Genomic DNA, 15,967 nt, shown 5'->3' with positions numbered 1-15,967 from the left:
TATGCCCTTGTCGAACGTCGAGCTGGTAATTGCTCCGATCGTGGCAGGGTCGGGTTGCGGAAATGCGCCGTAAACTGTGGAGGTAAGCCGAGCGATCTTTGATCTCCGCCTGGTCACGATGGCGGGCTTGCTTGGACGATCCTACTTTTGCGGGTGGGTATCGACAAGCGAAAACTAAAAGTTGACGTTTGGTCCGGGATAGACTATCTGGTGTACATCGATCTTTTGCTTGCTGAACTTTGGTTGCCGCGCGATTAGCACCGCGCCTGAACGAACTTCCCTTTCAAAATTCATCGTTGTTTAAAAACGCAGAGCCGTCGGCTCCGCGGTTCCTCTTGTATGCTTTGAAAGGGTTTTTCATGACCACGGGCACAGTAAAATGGTTTAATTCCACCAAGGGCTTCGGCTTCATCCAGCCCGACAACGGCGAGGCTGACGCCTTCGTTCACATCTCCGCTGTCGAACGCGCCGGAATGCGCGAAATTGTCGAAGGCCAGAAGATCAGTTTTGATCTCGAGCGCGATGCCAAGTCGGGCAAGATGTCAGCCTGCAATCTCCAGGCCGCATAACATCAGTTTTCGATAGCTGTTTCGCGGTGACCACGGATGTACTGGCACTGCTGAAGCACGATATCGTCGAGGCCGGGCAATTGTCCGGCCTTTTTCATGGCTGCGCATCGCTCAAATCTTGAAAGACGCACAATGACCGAGACACCATCCAAATCCCGCGAACGCGCCGAAATCGCTTTTGCGCAGACACAAACTCAGTTTTTCTCCCGCGGTGCTGCCGTTGAAGAGATGGATTCCATCGTTGCTGCTCGTGAGGCCAAAACCCAGCGGTTGCGCGAAGCAAGACTGGCGAAAGAGGCTGAGGGTCAGGCAGCAGCAACCTCGGCAATGCTCGCAAGGCGTGGCGAGATCAACGGACACTGATGCCGCCGAGTGGGGTCAGGCGCGAATGCACCGCGTATGATCTCTAAAGCCTGAAGGCCGAAAGTTCCTTGCTATGCGAGGCAAAAGGTCGGCCGCTTTTATCACGCCAAGACAACGATCTCTTCTGATGGAAGTCCAGCGCTGCGAAGCAGTTGACTTCTTCAACCTGGATTGGGTCGTGGAGCCGTCTGGTGCCCTACAAGACGCCAAATTCCGTCGCCCTTTGACCAGACCGTCATAAAGCGGCTGTCGACGGAGCGGGAATCTGCACGCGCGCCATTCAAGTCCGATGGTTGATTTTCAGATTTCAGCTTTGGTAATCGCACGTCGCATCGCCCGTTCCGCCTCGGGCCGCGGTCGTCATTCAACGATTAAACCGCTCCAGCATTCGTCTTAGCTGTGCGTTTTGTACCGTGAGTTTCTCTGCTAGCTGGACGCGTAATCGACGAATTTCATCATCGAGCATTTGGTCATTGCTCAGGGTGCTGTGAGATAACACGGGTGGTGTTTGCGTGTGTTCGCGCGGAGCAAGGTGAGCAGGCTTTTGAACGCGACCTGCCGGCTTCTTCCGGAGGGCTTTAGTGTTCTTTTCAGGTTTAACGCGTGCAACACGCGACGCGATATCCGCTACCGCAACAACATCATCGACCCGCGGAGACGCGTCCCCGTCCGGCTCAATTGGGGCATTGCTTTCGACCCCTGCAGCGGGTGAACCACTCTCCGGCACAGTCGATGGCGTCTCATTTCCAGGGACGTTGGAAGATGCATCGTCAGGCAAAACAGCTGGAGATTCCAGCAGGTCATTCCTGTTGTGTCGCCCGGTGAGGCCGACTAGAAATTTCCAGGGAGACTTCATGAACGCTATTCAACCTTATGCTGTCAATCGAACAGTGAACTTCGGCAACACCTTGGCGTCGCCGAAATCATGACCGGATGAGACAGGCCAAAACCTCTGGAGGTTTCGGTCAATGAATCGGTTGTCGAGGCTCAGGACTGGCCGAGACGCTTGCGAAGATTCGCGTTTTCGCTCCGCAACTTTTCCGCAAGCTGTTTGCGCAGCTTCTGGTTTTCTTCTTCGAGCTGAAGAAGATCGGCCATCTCGTCTCCTGCAGGAGTATTCGCAGCCGCAGCCACCTGTTTGGGCGTGCGCGTCTTGCGGGGCTGCTTGGTCGCAACTTTCGCCTCTGCCGCCGCTGGGAACTTCGCTGCGCGCGGTTGTTTGCCGCGCTTCGCGGGAGTGGCATTGGTATCAACAGATGCAGCGGGTTTTTCGTTGCCGGCCACCACTTGGGAGGCAACAGCTTTGGCCTGTCGCCCACGGCGCTTTTTAGGTTCTGTGATCGGTGTCCCAGTCTCGGTACTTGAGTTGTCGGCACTAAGGACTGGGGTGGTTTCTTCGGCCATGCGTTCCTCCTGTGGTGGCAATACAGTTTTTGGCTGCTCGATGGTTTTAGTCAATAGTTGCGCACGTGCTTTCAGTCTCGGCGCTGGACTGTTCGCGCTTTTCACGTCGGGCTGACGAGTTTTATTGCTTCCGTCTGCTTCGACCTCAAGCGAAATAGCCTTGAGATCTACATTCCCCCAGATGGAGGTCGGCTTCGGGGATTGTCGGCGACTGCCTGATTTGAACTCGACTACGAAGTTCCTTTGCGGCTTTTTCATAAAGTCTGGTCCTTCGTAATTGATTGGCCGTTCGATCGGCCACGATCTCTTTGCCGGTATGGGATGCCTGGCCATAGGATGAGAGTGGCCACCTTTAGCGAAGAGTTGAAGCTAAGTCATCAGTGTGTCGAAGATCCCTGAGGCAAGCCGCTCTGCCCTGCTTGTCAGGCTCCTGCAAAGCGAGTGGTCAATCGACGATCACCACGGGGATAAGCTTGAGATTGGTGGGGAGAACGTTATCGGCGTGCCTCCGGCGAAACGAAACTGCACGACGGTTTTTCAGAGCTACGCGCTATTTCCCCACATGTCGGTTTCCGAGAATATCGCCTACGATCTGCTTGTGCGGGGTATCCCGAGAGAAGATGCGCGCCGTGCCGCCAGCAAAGCACTCGACACGGTTCGCCTGAGCGGCTTTGAGGCAAGAAGTGTTTCACAACTGTCGGGCGGCCAGAATCAGCGCGTGGCGATTGCCCGCGCCATGGTCACACAGCCGGCAATCCTTCTGCTGGATGAGCCACTTGGAGCTCTCGATGAGCGGCTTCGACTGGATATGCAGACAGAACTCGTCGATCTGCAACGCCAACTTGGAACGACCTTCATCTACATTACCCATAGCCAGGAAGAAGCGCTCGCCATGAGCGACCGCATCGTTCTGATGCGGTCTGGTCGGATCGAGCAACTGGGTACGCCGTCTGATCTTTTCGATCGGCCGACGAGTGTCTTCAGCGCGAAATTCATGGGTTTCGAGAACCTCATGAGCGTAACGGTCAAGGGCAGCGAGAACGGCCGAACCAAGGTTGAACTCGCTGGTGGCACGGTCGTCGCCGGTGTTGCCCTGAGCGAGGAAACGTCGGCGCCCGGGTCCCGCGTTCAGGTTGCTCTCAGAGCCGAGCGCGTTTCACCGTTCGACGCGAGCAAGCAGGTGGACGCCTCCATAAACGTCATCAAAGGACGCCGTATCGACCAGCGATACCGCGGAAAATACTCCGATATTCTAGTGGAGACATCAGCGGGGGCGCTGAAGATCCGAAGCTGGGATGTCTCCAGTCTTCCAGCGGATTTTGATTCCGTAAGCTGGAGAGCCGACGACTGCATCATTCTACCAACGGTGGATTAGGGCTTCCCAATTCCGCATTCACCACAACAAGGGGAACTGAAGAATGAAAGACAAATTCTCAACCACATCGCAGCTGGAGTATTCCAGACGCGGCTTTATGAAGACGACGGCAGCAATCGCCGGCGCAGCGGCAATGTCGCAGGCTTTTGGCGGATTTGCGGCGGCAAAGGACGACGTCGTTCGTGGCTACGGCGTAACGACGTCTCAGCTGAAAGACTGGTCCATCATGGAGAAGTCGATTGGCGTCAAGATGCAGTTCAACGGCACCAACAATTCCGTTGGCGTGTTCCTGCGTGATGTTGTTGCCTCCTCGCTTGGCGATCAGACTGATATCTTTGTCTTTGAATCGGGAACGCAGGACATTCTTGGGCCCCAGGGTGCTTACCTCAAGATCGACGAGAAGAACCCGGAGCTGAAGCTTTGGGATCGGACGCCGGACGAGTGGAAGCGCTCGACGACGGTCGTTGGCAAGGATGGCGTGCAGTACGGTGTGCCGGTGATCGGCAACGCTGACAGCTTCGGCTATTACCCGGACAAGGTCGGTGCGGCGGCCGATGGCAATGACGAGCTTTCCTGGGCGTTGCTGCGCTGTACCTGATGGGTCTTGGCAAAATCGAGGTCAAGAACGTCGCGGATATGACCGGTCCCGAGGCTGGCAAGGTTGTCGACTTCCTCATCGAGCGCAAGAAGGCCGGCCAGTTCCGTACCCTTCACTCTGCCTTCGAAGAACAGATCCAGCTGCTGTCGAGCGGCAGCGTTGACGTCATCAACTGCTGGGAGCCGGCCGTGCGCGAGGCAAACAAGGCTCTCGGCTCTGACAAGACGCGCTACGCCTACACCAAGGAAGGCTACTTCAAGTGGGGCCATGGCGCCTACATCGCCTCGCAGGCTGAAGGACGTGGCAACCTCGACAACATCTACAAGGTGTTGAACTACTATCTCGGCGGCGAATACCGGGCGCTGCAGGCCCGTGATCGCGGTTATGCCGGCCCCAACATGGACCTCGGCGTGAAGTATGCGACCGAAAACGGCTGGTCGGCCGAGGACATCGACAACTTGAGCAAGACCGAGAAGAAGGTCGCGCGCAAGTTTACGAAGCCTTACACCAGCACCACGACGCCGACGAATGCCGATGCGATTGAAGAAGAATGGCAGCGTTTCCTGAACGCCTAAGCTGAACAGGACTGCCCGTTCCATCGGGCGGGCAGTCTACCGCCTGCAATCGAAAAGAGATGTTGAGACTTTGATGAGCAACAGGCCAAGCCCTCAATCGAACGGGATGAAACCGAGTGTCCTGGGATCGCTTATGACGAGTGAAAACGTCGTCAGGCTGTTCTTCCTGTTCTGGTCGTTGATCGTCATGGTTCCGCTTCTGGTTCTGTTCGCCTATAGCTTTTTTGAAACCAAGAATTTCGCGACGATCTACAAGCCGACGATGACGACCTGGTATTCGCTGTTTGATTCCGGTCGGCTTGAGGTGACTGTCAGAACTCTGCGCATTGCGCTTACCGTTACGCTTATTGCGTTCGTGATCGCCTTCCCGTTTTCCCTTTGGCTTGCCAAAGGAACGCGAAACAAGACAACCAAGGCCATCGTCCTGGCTCTGCTGACCATCCCGTTCTTTCTGGATCTGTCGTCGCGTATCATCATCTGGCGTTCCGTGCTCAGCAACACCGGTCTGATAAACTATGTCTTCCTCAACCTGGGGCTGACAAAGGAGCCGATTGACTGGCTGCTTTACAATGAGTGGTCCGTCCATTTCGGGATGCTTGTCACCTATTTCCCGACCATGGTTTTGCCGATCTATATGGCAATTACCATTATCGATGACTCCTTGATTGCGGCCAGCGGCGACCTAGGCGCGAGCCCCGCCCAGACGCTCTTCAAGATCATTGTCCCGCTTTCTTTGCCCGGCATTCTCACGGGCTTTATCCTGACGCTGGGGCCGGCGATTGCGGCGTGGATCGAGCCGAGCATGTTGGGCGGCGGATTTGTAAATCTGTTGAGCAACTCGGTCGAGAGCGCCTACACCGCGCTTAAATATCCGGTCGTCGCGGCGCTATCGAGCTTCGTCATGCTTTTGTTGGGGATTTTGGTTGTCGCCCTTGGGCTGCTGACCCGCCGCTTGGGTGGTTTCGGCTCCGTCTTTGCGGTCTTGAGGAGCTAGATATGAATATCCAGATCAACGATCGCCTTTCAGTCCGGCGTGTGCAGCCTCAGTGGAGCTATTGGCCCATGTGGTCGAGGCTGGCACAATGGGGCGGAATCGTCTCCATATTTCTGATCTACTTCCCGCTCGCCTGGCTGGCTTTGATGTCCATTAGTCAGCAGCCCCTGTCCGGGATTCCGCTTCCGTTTACGGTCGAAAACTACGCTTCGCTCGCTTCCGACACGCGCTGGATGGCACCATTCGGCGTGAGCGTTGTGATTGCCGCGATCGTCGGCATGGCCAGTGCCGCCGCTGCAACGCTTGTTGGCCGAAACCTACCGCTGGCAAAGAACTCGACGCGCAAGCTGCTCATCTGTGTCATCCCGCTGTTTGTGCCAGGCATGTCCATGGGCGCGGCATTGTTCATCTTCTTCCGGGCCATTCTCGGTCTCAAGCTCGGCTACTGGTCGATTGTGGTCGGCCACTTCGTCTGGGCATTTCCCTTCGGGCTGCTGATCGTTTTGGTGTTGACGTCGCGTTTCGATCATCGATTGATCGAGGCTGCCAATGATCTTGGCGCGTCAAAATGGCAGACATTCAGGGACATCGAATTTCCAATTCTGCGGCCGGCAATCGTGGGCGCTGGTCTATTCGGGTTTCTGCTGTCGTTTACCGAGGTATTGCGGACCATATTTCTGCGCGGCACGTCAACGACCATGCCGATCTACAATTGGACGATGGCGTCTTCGCAGCAATCCCAGGTTCCGATCATTTTCGCCCTCGCCACGATCGTTCTTCTTGTGACACTTCCGCTGTTGGCGGGCTTCTTCTGGTTTCTGTATGTGAAGGTTGACCGGTCGTAGTTCAGTGAACGGTGCCCCAAGCTCTTGTCGGATACCCGGCGTCGCGCAGCGTTTTGCCGGCAACGACCGGGCCGTGGTGGCTGGCGAGCAGGGCCGCATGGCTATCCCCTGGCTTTTCATTGGCGGCAGGACATCGCTTCGGTCTGCATCATCCACACTACTGAGGGCCACGGCGTAGATTGAAGGGCGCGAGCAGATCTGGTCATGCCGCCAGATTGCACCTTGGCAGGCCACTCAATTTTACGGTGCTGCGGCAGTTCGGGCTTAGAGGTTCTCTTTCAGCAAAACCTCGATGCGGATTTTCTCCTGGGAGGCAATGGGCTCGCGCAGATCCGTGCGCGCCCTCATGATGCGTATCGCGCTGCGCACCGCGTGCCCCGGGTCTTGCGCGATGATCGCATCGATCTGCTCGCTGCGCAGGGCCTGCTCCGTGAAGGGCGTGCGTTCGTGCACGATGACGGTCAGTTTGCGCGGACCTGCGCTTTGAGCAATCGCCGACACTGGCGTCCTCGCTTCCGCGCTGAGAACATAGACGGCGTTGATCTCTGAATTGTTTTCCAGTGTCCGCTGGATGATCGCCTGTGCCCGCCTCTCGTCGCCATAGGTCTCCAGCGACGGCAGACCCTGCAGATGCGGAAACTGGCTGTTGATGATGCTGTCGAAGCCCAGTCGGCGCTCGATGCTGTCCTGCGCCATCATGGTTTCAGCCACGACCATGATCTTGCCGGGCTCGCGGTGCAGGAACCGGCCTATAATCTTTCCGGCCGTGGCACCGGCAGCGAGATTGTCGATGCCGACAAAGTCTGCATGTTCCAGCTTTTCCTGTCCGGACAGGAACTGGACGACCTTGATGCCGCGTTCCAGCAGTCTGGCCATCGCATCACGTACCTGGGGTGACTCTGGAGCCATGATGGCAACGCCATCCATCATGTGTCCGTCGATTGACGTCAGATATTTTGCGACAAAATGGGGATCGCTGATCGGAATTTGTGCGACCTCGACAACGGTGAGGTCAGACTGGAGCGCGTCCTTGGCTTCGGCGACGCGTTGCAGGAGTTCAATCAGGTATTCGTCTCCGGTATTGGGCAGCACAAACAGAAATCGGTATGTCTTGCTGCGCGCCAAATTCACGGCGGCGGGGTTTTTTGAGAAGCCTATTCGCTCAATTGCCTCGTTGACCTTCCGGACGGCTTTCTTGCTGACATAAGCGCGGTCGTTCAGCACGCGATCGACCGTCGCAAGGCTTACGCCTGCTGCTTCGGCAAGATCCTTCGCAGTTGGCCGCATCGGATTTCAGTCCTTCAAAAATCGTGTTCGTCGAACTTCTCCAACAGAATCATACAAAATGCAAGAAATTGAGGCGCGCACCTCAGAAATCGCTTGCATTGAGGTGCGCACCTCAATTATTAATATCACAGCATCAATTGCTGTGGGTCCGATTGCGGTCGGTGGAGGGCATTGTTGTTCGAGAGGGCAGGAGGATCTGCGACAGTCCGCCGTTTCCGTCTGTCCTGTTTGCCCATTGGGCATGGTCTGTTTCCCGATGGAGGTCGGGCGGCACAAAGGGAGGTATGCTGTCATGCAATGCAAGCTATTGAATTCTGTGGTTGCCGCTGGAGCCCTTCTGGGCGCTGCCGCAGTCGGCGGGACGTCAGCGCGCGCTGACGACTTGACGCTGTGCTGGGCCGCATGGGATCCGGCAAACGCTCTCGTCGAGCTCAGCAAGGATTTCGAGGCGAAGTCCGGCCACAAGATGAAGTTTGAATTTGTGCCTTGGCCCAACTTTGCCGACCGCATGCTCAATGAGCTTAACTCAGGTGGCAAGCTTTGTGACTTGATGATCGGTGACAGCCAGTGGATCGGCGGTGCCGCGGAAAATGCCCAGTACGTCAAGCTCAACGATTTCTTCGACAAGGAAGGCATCAAGATGAGCGACTTCATTCCGGCAACCGTGACAGGTTATTCGGAGTGGCCGAAGAACACGCCGAACTACTGGGCGCTTCCAGCCTTTGGCGACGTGGTCGGCTGGACCTATCGCAAGGACTGGTTTGCCCGTCCGGAACTGCAGGCGGAATTCAAGAAGAAGTATGGTCGTGATCTTGCCGTCCCGAAGACCTTTGCGGAACTGAAGGATATCGCCGCGTTCTTCCAGGGGCGCCAGATTGACGGCACCACCGTTTACGGTGCTGCGATCTATACCGAGCGTGGCTCGGAGGGCATCACGATGGGTGCCATGGATGTGTTGTACAGCTATGGCTTCCAATACCAGAATCCGGAGAAGCCCTATGAGCTGGAAGGCTTCGTGAATTCGCCCGATGCCGTTGCCGGCCTGGAATTTTACAAGGCGCTCTACGACTGCTGCACGCCGCCCGGCTCTTCCGACGCCTATATGTCAGAAAATGTCGATGCCTATAAATCAGGCCAGGTCGCGCTTCAGATGAACTTCGCCTTCATCTGGCCAGGCATTCACGCTGATGCCAAGGTGGGTGGTGAAAAGTCGGGCTACTTCGCCAATCCTGCCGGACCGGGGGGCAAGCAATTCGCCCAGCTCGGCGGTCAGGGTATTTCGGTCGTATCCTCTTCCGGAAAGCAGGCTGCAGCACTCGAATATATCAAGTGGTTTGCCCAGCCGGAGATCCAGGCCAAGTGGTGGAAGCTTGGAGGCTACTCTGCCTTGCGCGCTGTGGTCGAAGATCCGGGCTTTGCGACCAGCCAGCCCTATGCGCAGACCTTCCTCGATTCCATGGCGATCGTGAAGGATTTCTGGGCCGAGCCGTCCTACGCGTCGCTGCTGCAGGCATCACAGAAGCGCTTCCACGACTATGTGATTGCCGGCCAGGGCACCTCCAAGCAGGCGCTGGATGGTCTGGTGAAGGATTGGACCGCTGTCTTCGAAGACGACGGCAAGTACTGAGCCGGCCCGTCCAGCGGTGCAAGGCAGGGAAAGTGCAGGGCCGCTGGAACGTCTCCGGCCCTGCCATTCATCCAACATATCGTAGGGGGTATCATGTCCGATACACCGATGGATCGCGTCGCGCGGGCGACGCCGCCGACGGTCGCCAGGCGCATAAGAGGGCTATCCGATCGCTCGATCGCCTGGCTTTTCGTTGCACCGTCGATCGTCTTGCTGCTCGCCGTCAACATCTTCCCGTTGATCTGGACGATCCGGCTGAGCTTCACCAATTTTCGCGTCAATCGTCCGAATGCCGAGGTCGAGTTTATCGGCCTGCAGAACTACAAGCGAATCCTGACGGACGGCGATATCTGGCTGACGATGCAGGCCACGGCCCATTTCCTGATCTGGACGATTGTCCTGCAGGTGCTGATCGGCTTTTCGCTGGCCTATCTCATCAACAAGAAGTTCCGCGGCAATGACATGTGGACGACCATCATCGTGCTGCCGATGATGCTGAGCCCTGCCGTGGTCGGTAATTTCTGGACTTTTCTGTATCAGCCGCAGATCGGGCTGTTCAACTATGCGGTCGGCTTCCTGACCGGAATTGATCCGTCCAGCTTCTCGATGATCGGCAGCGTCAATCTGGCGCCATGGGCCATCGTCATCGTCGATACGTGGATGTGGACGCCCTTCGTCATGCTGATCTGCCTCGCTGGCCTGCGCTCCATTCCTGAGAGCATCTACGAGGCGGCCGAGTGCGACCGCGCCAGCAAATGGCGTCAGTTCTGGACGATCACCATCCCTTTGGTGCTGCCGTTCCTCATGCTGGCAATCCTGTTTCGCGGTATCGAGAACTTCAAGATGTTCGACCTGGTGGTGCAACTGACCGGCGGCGGTCCCGGCTCCATAACCGAACTCACCTCGATCAATCTCAAGCGTGAAGCATTCGAGAAATGGCGCACCGGTTACGCCTCGGCTTACGCCGTCATCCTGTTCGTCACCGTCTTCGGTCTCGCGTCGATCTATGTCAAAGCGCTGAACAAGGTCAAACAGCGATGAGCAGCTATTCCGTTACAGAGCCGTCTGCCCGCCAGAAATGGTTCGCTGGTATTCTGGTGGTGCTCTATGCGGTGATCACCATCCTGCCGCTCATCTGGATCATCGCCACCGGCTTCAAATCGCCGTCCGATGCCATCGCCTATCCGCCCAAGGTCGTTTTCCAGCCGACGCTGGAAGGCTATGTCAACCTCTTCACCACCCGCACACGCGTCTCCGACGAGACCCTCCAGCAATTGGGCGAGCCGAAGACCTGGTATGAGCGCCTGGTGCGCAAGGACGGCCTGGTCATTGCCGGTGCATCGAGGTTTGGAGAGCGGTTCACCAATTCGGTGATTATCGGGTTCGGCTCGACGGTGCTCTGCATCGTGCTCGGAACGGCTGCGGCTTATGCCTTCTCGCGTTTCAAGGTTCCGCTGAAGGATGACCTGCTGTTCTTCATCCTCTCGACCCGGATGATGCCGCCGATTGCCGTTGCCATCCCGATCTTCCTGATGTTCCGTCAGCTGGGTCTGAGCGACACGCATGCCGGCATGATCCTGCTCTATACCGCCGTCAACCTCTCGCTGTCGGTCTGGCTCTTGAAAGGCTTCATCGACGAGATACCCGTCGAATATGAAGAGGCAGCGCTGATCGACGGCTACACCCGGTTCCAGGCATTCTACAAGGTCGTACTGCCGCAGGCCGCCACCGGCATCGCCTCGACAGCCATCTTCTGTCTGATCTTTGCCTGGAACGAATATGCATTCGCTGTTCTTCTGACGTCAGGCACGGCGCAAACCGCCCCGCCCTTCATCCCCACGATCATTGGCGTTGCCGGCCAGGACTGGCCGGCGGTCGCCGCCGGTGCAACGCTATTCCTTGTTCCTGTCATGGTTTTCACCATTGTCCTGCGCAAGCATTTGCTGCGTGGCATTACGTTCGGAGCAGTTCGAAAATGAATATCTTTTTCAACGGATTGCGCCGGTTTCGGCGCAGTCAGTGGGAGCTGGTCGCCTCCATTCTCATTGCCGCAGGTGTGGTGATGCTGATGCAGCCATTTGCGCTCTGGATGTTTTCCTACTCGTTCATCGTCACCCTTGTCGGGACTGTGATGTTCATCATCGTAAGCCACTTTCCGGAGTGATCCATGGCGCAAATCAGAATTGAAAATGTGCGCAAGGAGTTCGGAAGCTTTACGGCAGTCCAGTCTTCCACATTCACCGTCGAAGACGGCGAGTTCTTCATGCTTCTCGGCCCGTCGGGCTGCGGCAAAACCACCACACTGCGCATGATGGCAGGCCTCGAGCTGCCGACGAGTGGCGAGATCTACATCGATGGCGAAGAGGTCGGAATGAAACCCGCAAGCCAGCGGGACATTGCTTTCGTGTTTCAGATGTTCGCGCTCTACCCACACATGAATGTCCGCAGGAACATCTCCTATCCGTTGTTCAGCCAAGGTGTGCCAAGGGCGGAGGTCAAGGCGCGCGTGGCAGAGGTGGCGCGGATACTGAAGATCGAAGACATCATCGACAAGCCCGTCGGCGGGCTGTCGGGGGGCGACCGGCAGCGGGTGGCGCTCGGCCGGGCGATCGTCCGCCGCCCCAAGGCGTTTCTGATGGATGAGCCGCTCGGCGCGCTGGATGCCGAGTTCCGCGAGCATATGGCGGAGGAACTGCGAGCCCTGCACGACCGGATGGGGGCGACAACGGTCTATGTGACGCATGATCAGCTCGAAGCCATGCAGATGGGAGACAAGATCGTGGTGATGAACCATGGCGTCGTCGAGCAGTTCGGCAAGCCGCAGCAGATCTATGACTGGCCTGCGACCAAGTTCGTCGCCAAGTTCATCGGTTCGCCAGCCATGAATTTTCTGGAATTCGAGGGCATGGTCGGCATTGGCGCAAACTGCATCGATTTGCCGGGAAAGAGGGTTGATATCCCGATCTCGCGCCAAGGCGCCAAGGGCAAACTCACGCTTGGCGTTCGCCCCGAGAACATCCATTTCTCTGATGCTTCGCACTACCGGGGCCGGGTGATCGCCACCGAATATCTCGGCACGACGCAGATTGTGACACTGACAACACCCAATGGGGACGTGAAGGCTCGGCTTGCCTCCAGTCAGCTGATCAATCCGGGCGAAACGATCGGCCTGGAATTCGATCGGCGCACGTTGACGCTATTCACCGAGGAGAAGGGGCGGGCGCTTCTGTCGGAAGCAAACGAGGGGGTGCTGCAAAATGGCTGAGATCGTCCTCAAAGATGTGACCAAGAGGTTCGGCGCTCACCTGGCGCTGGATAAGGTGTCGATGACGGTTCCTGACGGATCGTTCGTTGTTCTTCTGGGCCCGACCGGCGCCGGCAAGACCACGACGTTGCGGATGGTGTCCGGTCTCGATCATCCTGATAGCGGCGAGGTCTATATCGGCGGTCAGCCGATGCGCGGCCTGACGCCTGCACAAAGAAACGTCGCGATGGTGTTTCAGCAATACTCGCTTTATCCGCACCTGACGGTTCGCCAGAACCTGGCATTTCCGTTGAAATCACCACTGCTGAAGACGCCACCAGCTGAAATCGAGCGTAAGGTAAACGCGATCGCGGAGATCCTGCAGATTTCCCACAAGCTGGACAACAAGGCGACGGCCTTGTCAGGGGGCGAGATGCAGCGCGTTTCCATCGGGCGTGCTCTGGTCAGGAATCCCCAGATCTACCTCATGGACGAGCCCCTGAGTTCGCTGGATGCGAAGCTGCGTGCGGATCTGCGCATCGAATTGAAAAGCATCCAGGCCAATTCCGGCGCCACGTTGCTCTATGTGACACATGACCAGACCGAGGCAATGACAATGGCCACGCATGTCGGTGTTTTGCACCACGGCAGGCTGGTGCAGTTCGGTTCGCCGCGTGAAATCTACGAAAATCCGGTCAGTACCTATGCGGCAACGCGGCTTGGCCAACCGCGCATCAACTTCCTGCCCGCCGATATATTCCCGAGTGCGCCGCGCGGAGCGGTCACAATCGGGCTCAGACCCGAGCACATTGCCCAGGGGCTGGGGGAGGATAGTTTTGTCAAGCGTGTGGAACATCTGGGCGACCAGACGCGTCTCCATCTCTCGTTCAGAAACCATGACCTTATCACCGTAACAGGCGCTCATACGGAGCTACGAAACGGCGATATCGTGAAAATTCAGCCGGACAGACCGCTCTACTTCGATGCGGACGGCATGCGGCTAACCTAGGGAGCGACCAATGGCACAATTCATCAACAAAAAAGAAGACGTCGTTACCGAAGCGATTGATGGGCTGCTGGCAGCCTCCGGTGGTGCTCTCGCTCGACTGGATGGCTACCCGCACATCCGCGTCGTGATCCGCAGCGATTGGGACAAGTCAAGAGTGGCGCTGGTGTCCGGCGGCGGGTCGGGGCACGAGCCGGCGCATGCGGGGTTTGTCGGCGCCGGCATGTTGACGGCTGCCGTGTGCGGCGATGTCTTTGCCTCTCCGAGCGTGGACGCTGTTCTTGCCGGCATTCTTGCCGTGACCGGCCCCGCCGGTTGCCTGCTCATCGTGAAGAACTATACCGGCGACCGGTTGAATTTTGGTCTGGCGGCGGAGCGTGCCAGGGCGTTCGGTTTGAATGTCAGCATGGTCATCGTTGATGACGATATCGCTTTGCCCGATCTGCCGCAGGCACGCGGCGTTGCCGGCACCCTGTTCGTGCACAAGATTGCCGGCGCTGTTGCGGAAACCGGCGGGGACCTGGAAACGGTGACCGCGGCCGCCAAGCGGGTCGTTGCCTCGACCAGGAGCATCGGGATGTCGCTGGACACCTGCACCGTCCCGGGGTCGCCGAAAGAGCATCGTATTCCTGCCGGCATGGCCGAGCTCGGCCTTGGCATCCACGGCGAGGCGGGGATCGAACAGGTGGAGTTCTCGGATGCCAGAACGGCAATGGCCGCTGTCGCTGCCAAACTCCTACGGACCCTCAAGGACGGGCCTCATGTCGCATTGATCAACAATCTCGGTGGCACGTCTGTTCTCGAGATGTCCGTGCTGACGCATGAATTGCTGAATTCGGCAGCTGGTCGGTATATCTCCCATGTCGTTGGACCGGCTCCGATGATGACGTCGCTCGACATGCGCGGCTTTTCGATCTCTCTCTGCCCGGTCGAGGACATCGATCTGGACAGGCTCCGTCACAAGGTTGCGTCGCCGGCCTGGCCCGGCATTTCAGCCGTCAAGCCGATTGTGGTGATGGAACTGCCAGACGGCTTGAAGCCGATCACGCCGCTTCCCTCCGATCACCAGCCTACGCGCGATTTCCTGATTGGCTGCTGTAACACCATGATTGCTGCGGAGCGGGATTTGAATGCATTGGATGCCAAATCTGGCGATGGCGACACCGGCTCGACGCTTGCCGGTGCCGCACGGGCGCTGATCAAGGCGATGGACAGATTGCCATTGTCTGATCAGACGCAGTTGTACCGGGCCATAGGCCTCGAACTCAGCCAGACCATGGGCGGTTCATCGGGTGTCCTGCTCGCCATTTTCTTCGCCGCGACCGGCGACGGTGCTTCCAGCGGATTGCCGATGCGAGATGCTTTCAAGGCAGGGCTCACCCGCATGAAGGAGATAGGCGGAGCCGGCATCGGTGACCGGACGATGATCGATGCACTGGAGCCGGCTCTGGATGCGCTGGAAGACGGGGTCGCCGCAGCTGCAAAGGCTGCGCGCCTCGGGGCCAATGCGACGGCCGGTTTTGCAAGGGCAAAGGTCGGGCGCGCCGCTTACTTGAATGCGAAGCAGTTGGAGGGGCATATCGACCCGGGGGCCGAAGCCGTGGCCCGCCTGTTCGAGCATCTGGCGGGTTCATGACGAGAGGGAACGCTCACCGGGTCGTTCGCTTGCCACCGGTGTACGTTTCACGACCGCGGCGAGGATGCCGCCGGTCCCTCATCGTGATCAGGGTTGAAAAGCTACATTCGCTGGCATGGTTGGCGGCGCAGGCTTTTTTATCAACGACGACGCCTGCCTGACCAGCGGGCTGAGGCCATTGTCGTCACGTTCCAACAGTTCGAACAGTTGGCGGCGCATCCGTGGTTCCCAGAATTTGTTGATGTGGGTTGCAACACCCTGCGCCGCGCCAGCCGCCGGCTGGGACTCGAAGAAGGCGGCGATCTGGTTGGCCATGTAGACAAGTTTGTCATTCGTATCATGCGACATAGGTTACACTTTCTGGCCAGGCCTGGTCCCAATGCTTGAAAATCTCGAAGTCTCTGTGGTGCTCGGCGCGGTCATCGTCTTGCCGGCTTGCTTGGC

The 15,967-nt window shown here is 57.8% G+C and carries 18 protein-coding genes; 14 read left to right on the top strand and 4 right to left on the bottom strand.

Going from position 1 to position 15,967, the window contains the following annotated elements; genetic code table 11:
* Window positions 1-359 precede the first annotated feature (359 nt).
* Entirely contained in the window at window positions 360-569 is a 210-nt protein-coding gene (locus tag GVL52_RS16020; protein WP_160008824.1) for a cold-shock protein, read from the top strand.
* A 132-nt stretch (window positions 570-701) separates the two neighbouring features.
* Window positions 702-932, top strand: coding sequence for a hypothetical protein (locus tag GVL52_RS16015; RefSeq protein ID WP_160008822.1), 231 nt, complete (start codon window positions 702-704; stop codon window positions 930-932).
* Window positions 933-1,296: 364 nt separating this feature from the next.
* On the opposite strand, the gene GVL52_RS16010 is transcribed toward GVL52_RS16015, so the two are convergent.
* Window positions 1,297-1,788, bottom strand: coding sequence for a hypothetical protein (locus tag GVL52_RS16010; protein ID WP_160008820.1), 492 nt, complete (start codon window positions 1,786-1,788; stop codon window positions 1,297-1,299).
* A gap of 131 nt (window positions 1,789-1,919) precedes the next feature.
* Window positions 1,920-2,594, bottom strand: a complete 675-nt coding sequence (locus GVL52_RS16005) for a transcriptional regulator (RefSeq protein WP_160008818.1) — start codon at window positions 2,592-2,594, stop codon at window positions 1,920-1,922.
* Window positions 2,595-2,718: 124 nt separating this feature from the next.
* Between GVL52_RS16005 and GVL52_RS16000 the strand changes: the two genes are divergently transcribed.
* The 5 genes from GVL52_RS16000 (at window position 2,719) to GVL52_RS15980 (ending at window position 6,723) form a co-directional block, all read left to right on the top strand.
* Window positions 2,719-3,711: an ABC transporter ATP-binding protein gene (locus GVL52_RS16000; protein WP_160008816.1), complete on the top strand. Its 993-nt coding sequence runs from the start codon at window positions 2,719-2,721 to the stop codon at window positions 3,709-3,711.
* Between the two features lie 43 nt (window positions 3,712-3,754).
* A complete protein-coding gene (locus tag GVL52_RS15995) occupies window positions 3,755-4,309 on the top strand; it encodes a twin-arginine translocation signal domain-containing protein (protein ID WP_160008814.1) in 555 nt (184 codons plus the stop codon).
* Window positions 4,309-4,884, top strand: coding sequence for an extracellular solute-binding protein (locus GVL52_RS15990; RefSeq protein ID WP_160008812.1), 576 nt, complete (start codon window positions 4,309-4,311; stop codon window positions 4,882-4,884). Before GVL52_RS15995 ends, GVL52_RS15990 begins: the two co-directional genes overlap by 1 nt.
* A 73-nt stretch (window positions 4,885-4,957) precedes the next feature.
* Window positions 4,958-5,878, top strand: a complete 921-nt coding sequence (locus GVL52_RS15985) for an ABC transporter permease (RefSeq protein ID WP_160008810.1) — start codon at window positions 4,958-4,960, stop codon at window positions 5,876-5,878.
* 2 nt (window positions 5,879-5,880) lie between these two features.
* Window positions 5,881-6,723 carry an ABC transporter permease gene (locus GVL52_RS15980; RefSeq protein WP_160008808.1) on the top strand — a complete coding sequence of 281 codons (843 nt, stop codon included), beginning with the start codon at window positions 5,881-5,883 and terminating at the stop codon, window positions 6,721-6,723.
* Between the two features lie 264 nt (window positions 6,724-6,987).
* On the opposite strand, the gene GVL52_RS15975 is transcribed toward GVL52_RS15980, so the two are convergent.
* Window positions 6,988-8,010, bottom strand: coding sequence for a LacI family DNA-binding transcriptional regulator (locus GVL52_RS15975; protein WP_160008806.1), 1,023 nt, complete (start codon window positions 8,008-8,010; stop codon window positions 6,988-6,990).
* A gap of 292 nt (window positions 8,011-8,302) precedes the next feature.
* Here GVL52_RS15975 and GVL52_RS15970 point away from each other — a divergent pair, with 292 nt between their 5' ends.
* The 7 genes from GVL52_RS15970 (at window position 8,303) to GVL52_RS15940 (ending at window position 15,523) form a co-directional block, all read left to right on the top strand.
* The gene (locus tag GVL52_RS15970) at window positions 8,303-9,637 is read left to right on the top strand and encodes an ABC transporter substrate-binding protein (RefSeq protein WP_160008804.1); all 1,335 of its coding nucleotides are present in this window, start codon (window positions 8,303-8,305) and stop codon (window positions 9,635-9,637) included.
* A gap of 93 nt (window positions 9,638-9,730) precedes the next feature.
* Window positions 9,731-10,678: a carbohydrate ABC transporter permease gene (locus tag GVL52_RS15965; protein WP_160008802.1), complete on the top strand. Its 948-nt coding sequence runs from the start codon at window positions 9,731-9,733 to the stop codon at window positions 10,676-10,678.
* Window positions 10,675-11,616, top strand: coding sequence for a carbohydrate ABC transporter permease (locus GVL52_RS15960; RefSeq protein ID WP_160008800.1), 942 nt, complete (start codon window positions 10,675-10,677; stop codon window positions 11,614-11,616). The genes GVL52_RS15965 and GVL52_RS15960 overlap by 4 nt, the downstream gene beginning before the upstream one ends.
* Window positions 11,613-11,801: a hypothetical protein gene (locus GVL52_RS15955; protein WP_160008798.1), complete on the top strand. Its 189-nt coding sequence runs from the start codon at window positions 11,613-11,615 to the stop codon at window positions 11,799-11,801. The genes GVL52_RS15960 and GVL52_RS15955 overlap by 4 nt, the downstream gene beginning before the upstream one ends.
* A 3-nt stretch (window positions 11,802-11,804) precedes the next feature.
* Entirely contained in the window at window positions 11,805-12,902 is a 1,098-nt protein-coding gene (locus GVL52_RS15950) for an ABC transporter ATP-binding protein (protein ID WP_160008796.1), read from the top strand.
* The gene (locus tag GVL52_RS15945; protein ID WP_160008794.1) at window positions 12,895-13,890 is read left to right on the top strand and encodes an ABC transporter ATP-binding protein; all 996 of its coding nucleotides are present in this window, start codon (window positions 12,895-12,897) and stop codon (window positions 13,888-13,890) included. The genes GVL52_RS15950 and GVL52_RS15945 overlap by 8 nt, the downstream gene beginning before the upstream one ends.
* Window positions 13,891-13,900: 10 nt before the next feature.
* Window positions 13,901-15,523: a dihydroxyacetone kinase subunit DhaK gene (locus GVL52_RS15940; RefSeq protein ID WP_160008792.1), complete on the top strand. Its 1,623-nt coding sequence runs from the start codon at window positions 13,901-13,903 to the stop codon at window positions 15,521-15,523.
* 87 nt (window positions 15,524-15,610) lie between these two features.
* On the opposite strand, the gene GVL52_RS15935 is transcribed toward GVL52_RS15940, so the two are convergent.
* Entirely contained in the window at window positions 15,611-15,871 is a 261-nt protein-coding gene (locus GVL52_RS15935; RefSeq protein ID WP_160008790.1) for a formate dehydrogenase subunit delta, read from the bottom strand.
* Window positions 15,872-15,967 lie beyond the last annotated feature (96 nt).

Source organism: Rhizobium sp. 18055 (assembly GCF_902706285.1).
GTDB lineage: Bacteria > Pseudomonadota > Alphaproteobacteria > Rhizobiales > Rhizobiaceae > Rhizobium.
This window is presented reverse-complemented; position numbering and strand designations above follow the sequence as displayed.

Coding starts and splice junctions, on each gene's coding strand:
- GVL52_RS15995 (WP_160008814.1), top strand. CDS start 3,755: ATGAAAGACAAATTCTCAACCACATCGCAGCTGGAGTATTCCAGACGC.
- GVL52_RS15950 (WP_160008796.1), top strand. CDS start 11,805: ATGGCGCAAATCAGAATTGAAAATGTGCGCAAGGAGTTCGGAAGCTTT.
- GVL52_RS15970 (WP_160008804.1), top strand. CDS start 8,303: ATGCAATGCAAGCTATTGAATTCTGTGGTTGCCGCTGGAGCCCTTCTG.
- GVL52_RS15935 (WP_160008790.1), bottom strand. CDS start 15,871: ATGTCGCATGATACGAATGACAAACTTGTCTACATGGCCAACCAGATC.
- GVL52_RS15985 (WP_160008810.1), top strand. CDS start 4,958: ATGAGCAACAGGCCAAGCCCTCAATCGAACGGGATGAAACCGAGTGTC.
- GVL52_RS15940 (WP_160008792.1), top strand. CDS start 13,901: ATGGCACAATTCATCAACAAAAAAGAAGACGTCGTTACCGAAGCGATT.
- GVL52_RS15955 (WP_160008798.1), top strand. CDS start 11,613: ATGAATATCTTTTTCAACGGATTGCGCCGGTTTCGGCGCAGTCAGTGG.
- GVL52_RS15945 (WP_160008794.1), top strand. CDS start 12,895: ATGGCTGAGATCGTCCTCAAAGATGTGACCAAGAGGTTCGGCGCTCAC.
- GVL52_RS16010 (WP_160008820.1), bottom strand. CDS start 1,788: ATGAAGTCTCCCTGGAAATTTCTAGTCGGCCTCACCGGGCGACACAAC.
- GVL52_RS15965 (WP_160008802.1), top strand. CDS start 9,731: ATGTCCGATACACCGATGGATCGCGTCGCGCGGGCGACGCCGCCGACG.
- GVL52_RS15980 (WP_160008808.1), top strand. CDS start 5,881: ATGAATATCCAGATCAACGATCGCCTTTCAGTCCGGCGTGTGCAGCCT.
- GVL52_RS15990 (WP_160008812.1), top strand. CDS start 4,309: ATGGGTCTTGGCAAAATCGAGGTCAAGAACGTCGCGGATATGACCGGT.
- GVL52_RS16020 (WP_160008824.1), top strand. CDS start 360: ATGACCACGGGCACAGTAAAATGGTTTAATTCCACCAAGGGCTTCGGC.
- GVL52_RS15960 (WP_160008800.1), top strand. CDS start 10,675: ATGAGCAGCTATTCCGTTACAGAGCCGTCTGCCCGCCAGAAATGGTTC.
- GVL52_RS15975 (WP_160008806.1), bottom strand. CDS start 8,010: ATGCGGCCAACTGCGAAGGATCTTGCCGAAGCAGCAGGCGTAAGCCTT.
- GVL52_RS16015 (WP_160008822.1), top strand. CDS start 702: ATGACCGAGACACCATCCAAATCCCGCGAACGCGCCGAAATCGCTTTT.
- GVL52_RS16005 (WP_160008818.1), bottom strand. CDS start 2,594: ATGAAAAAGCCGCAAAGGAACTTCGTAGTCGAGTTCAAATCAGGCAGT.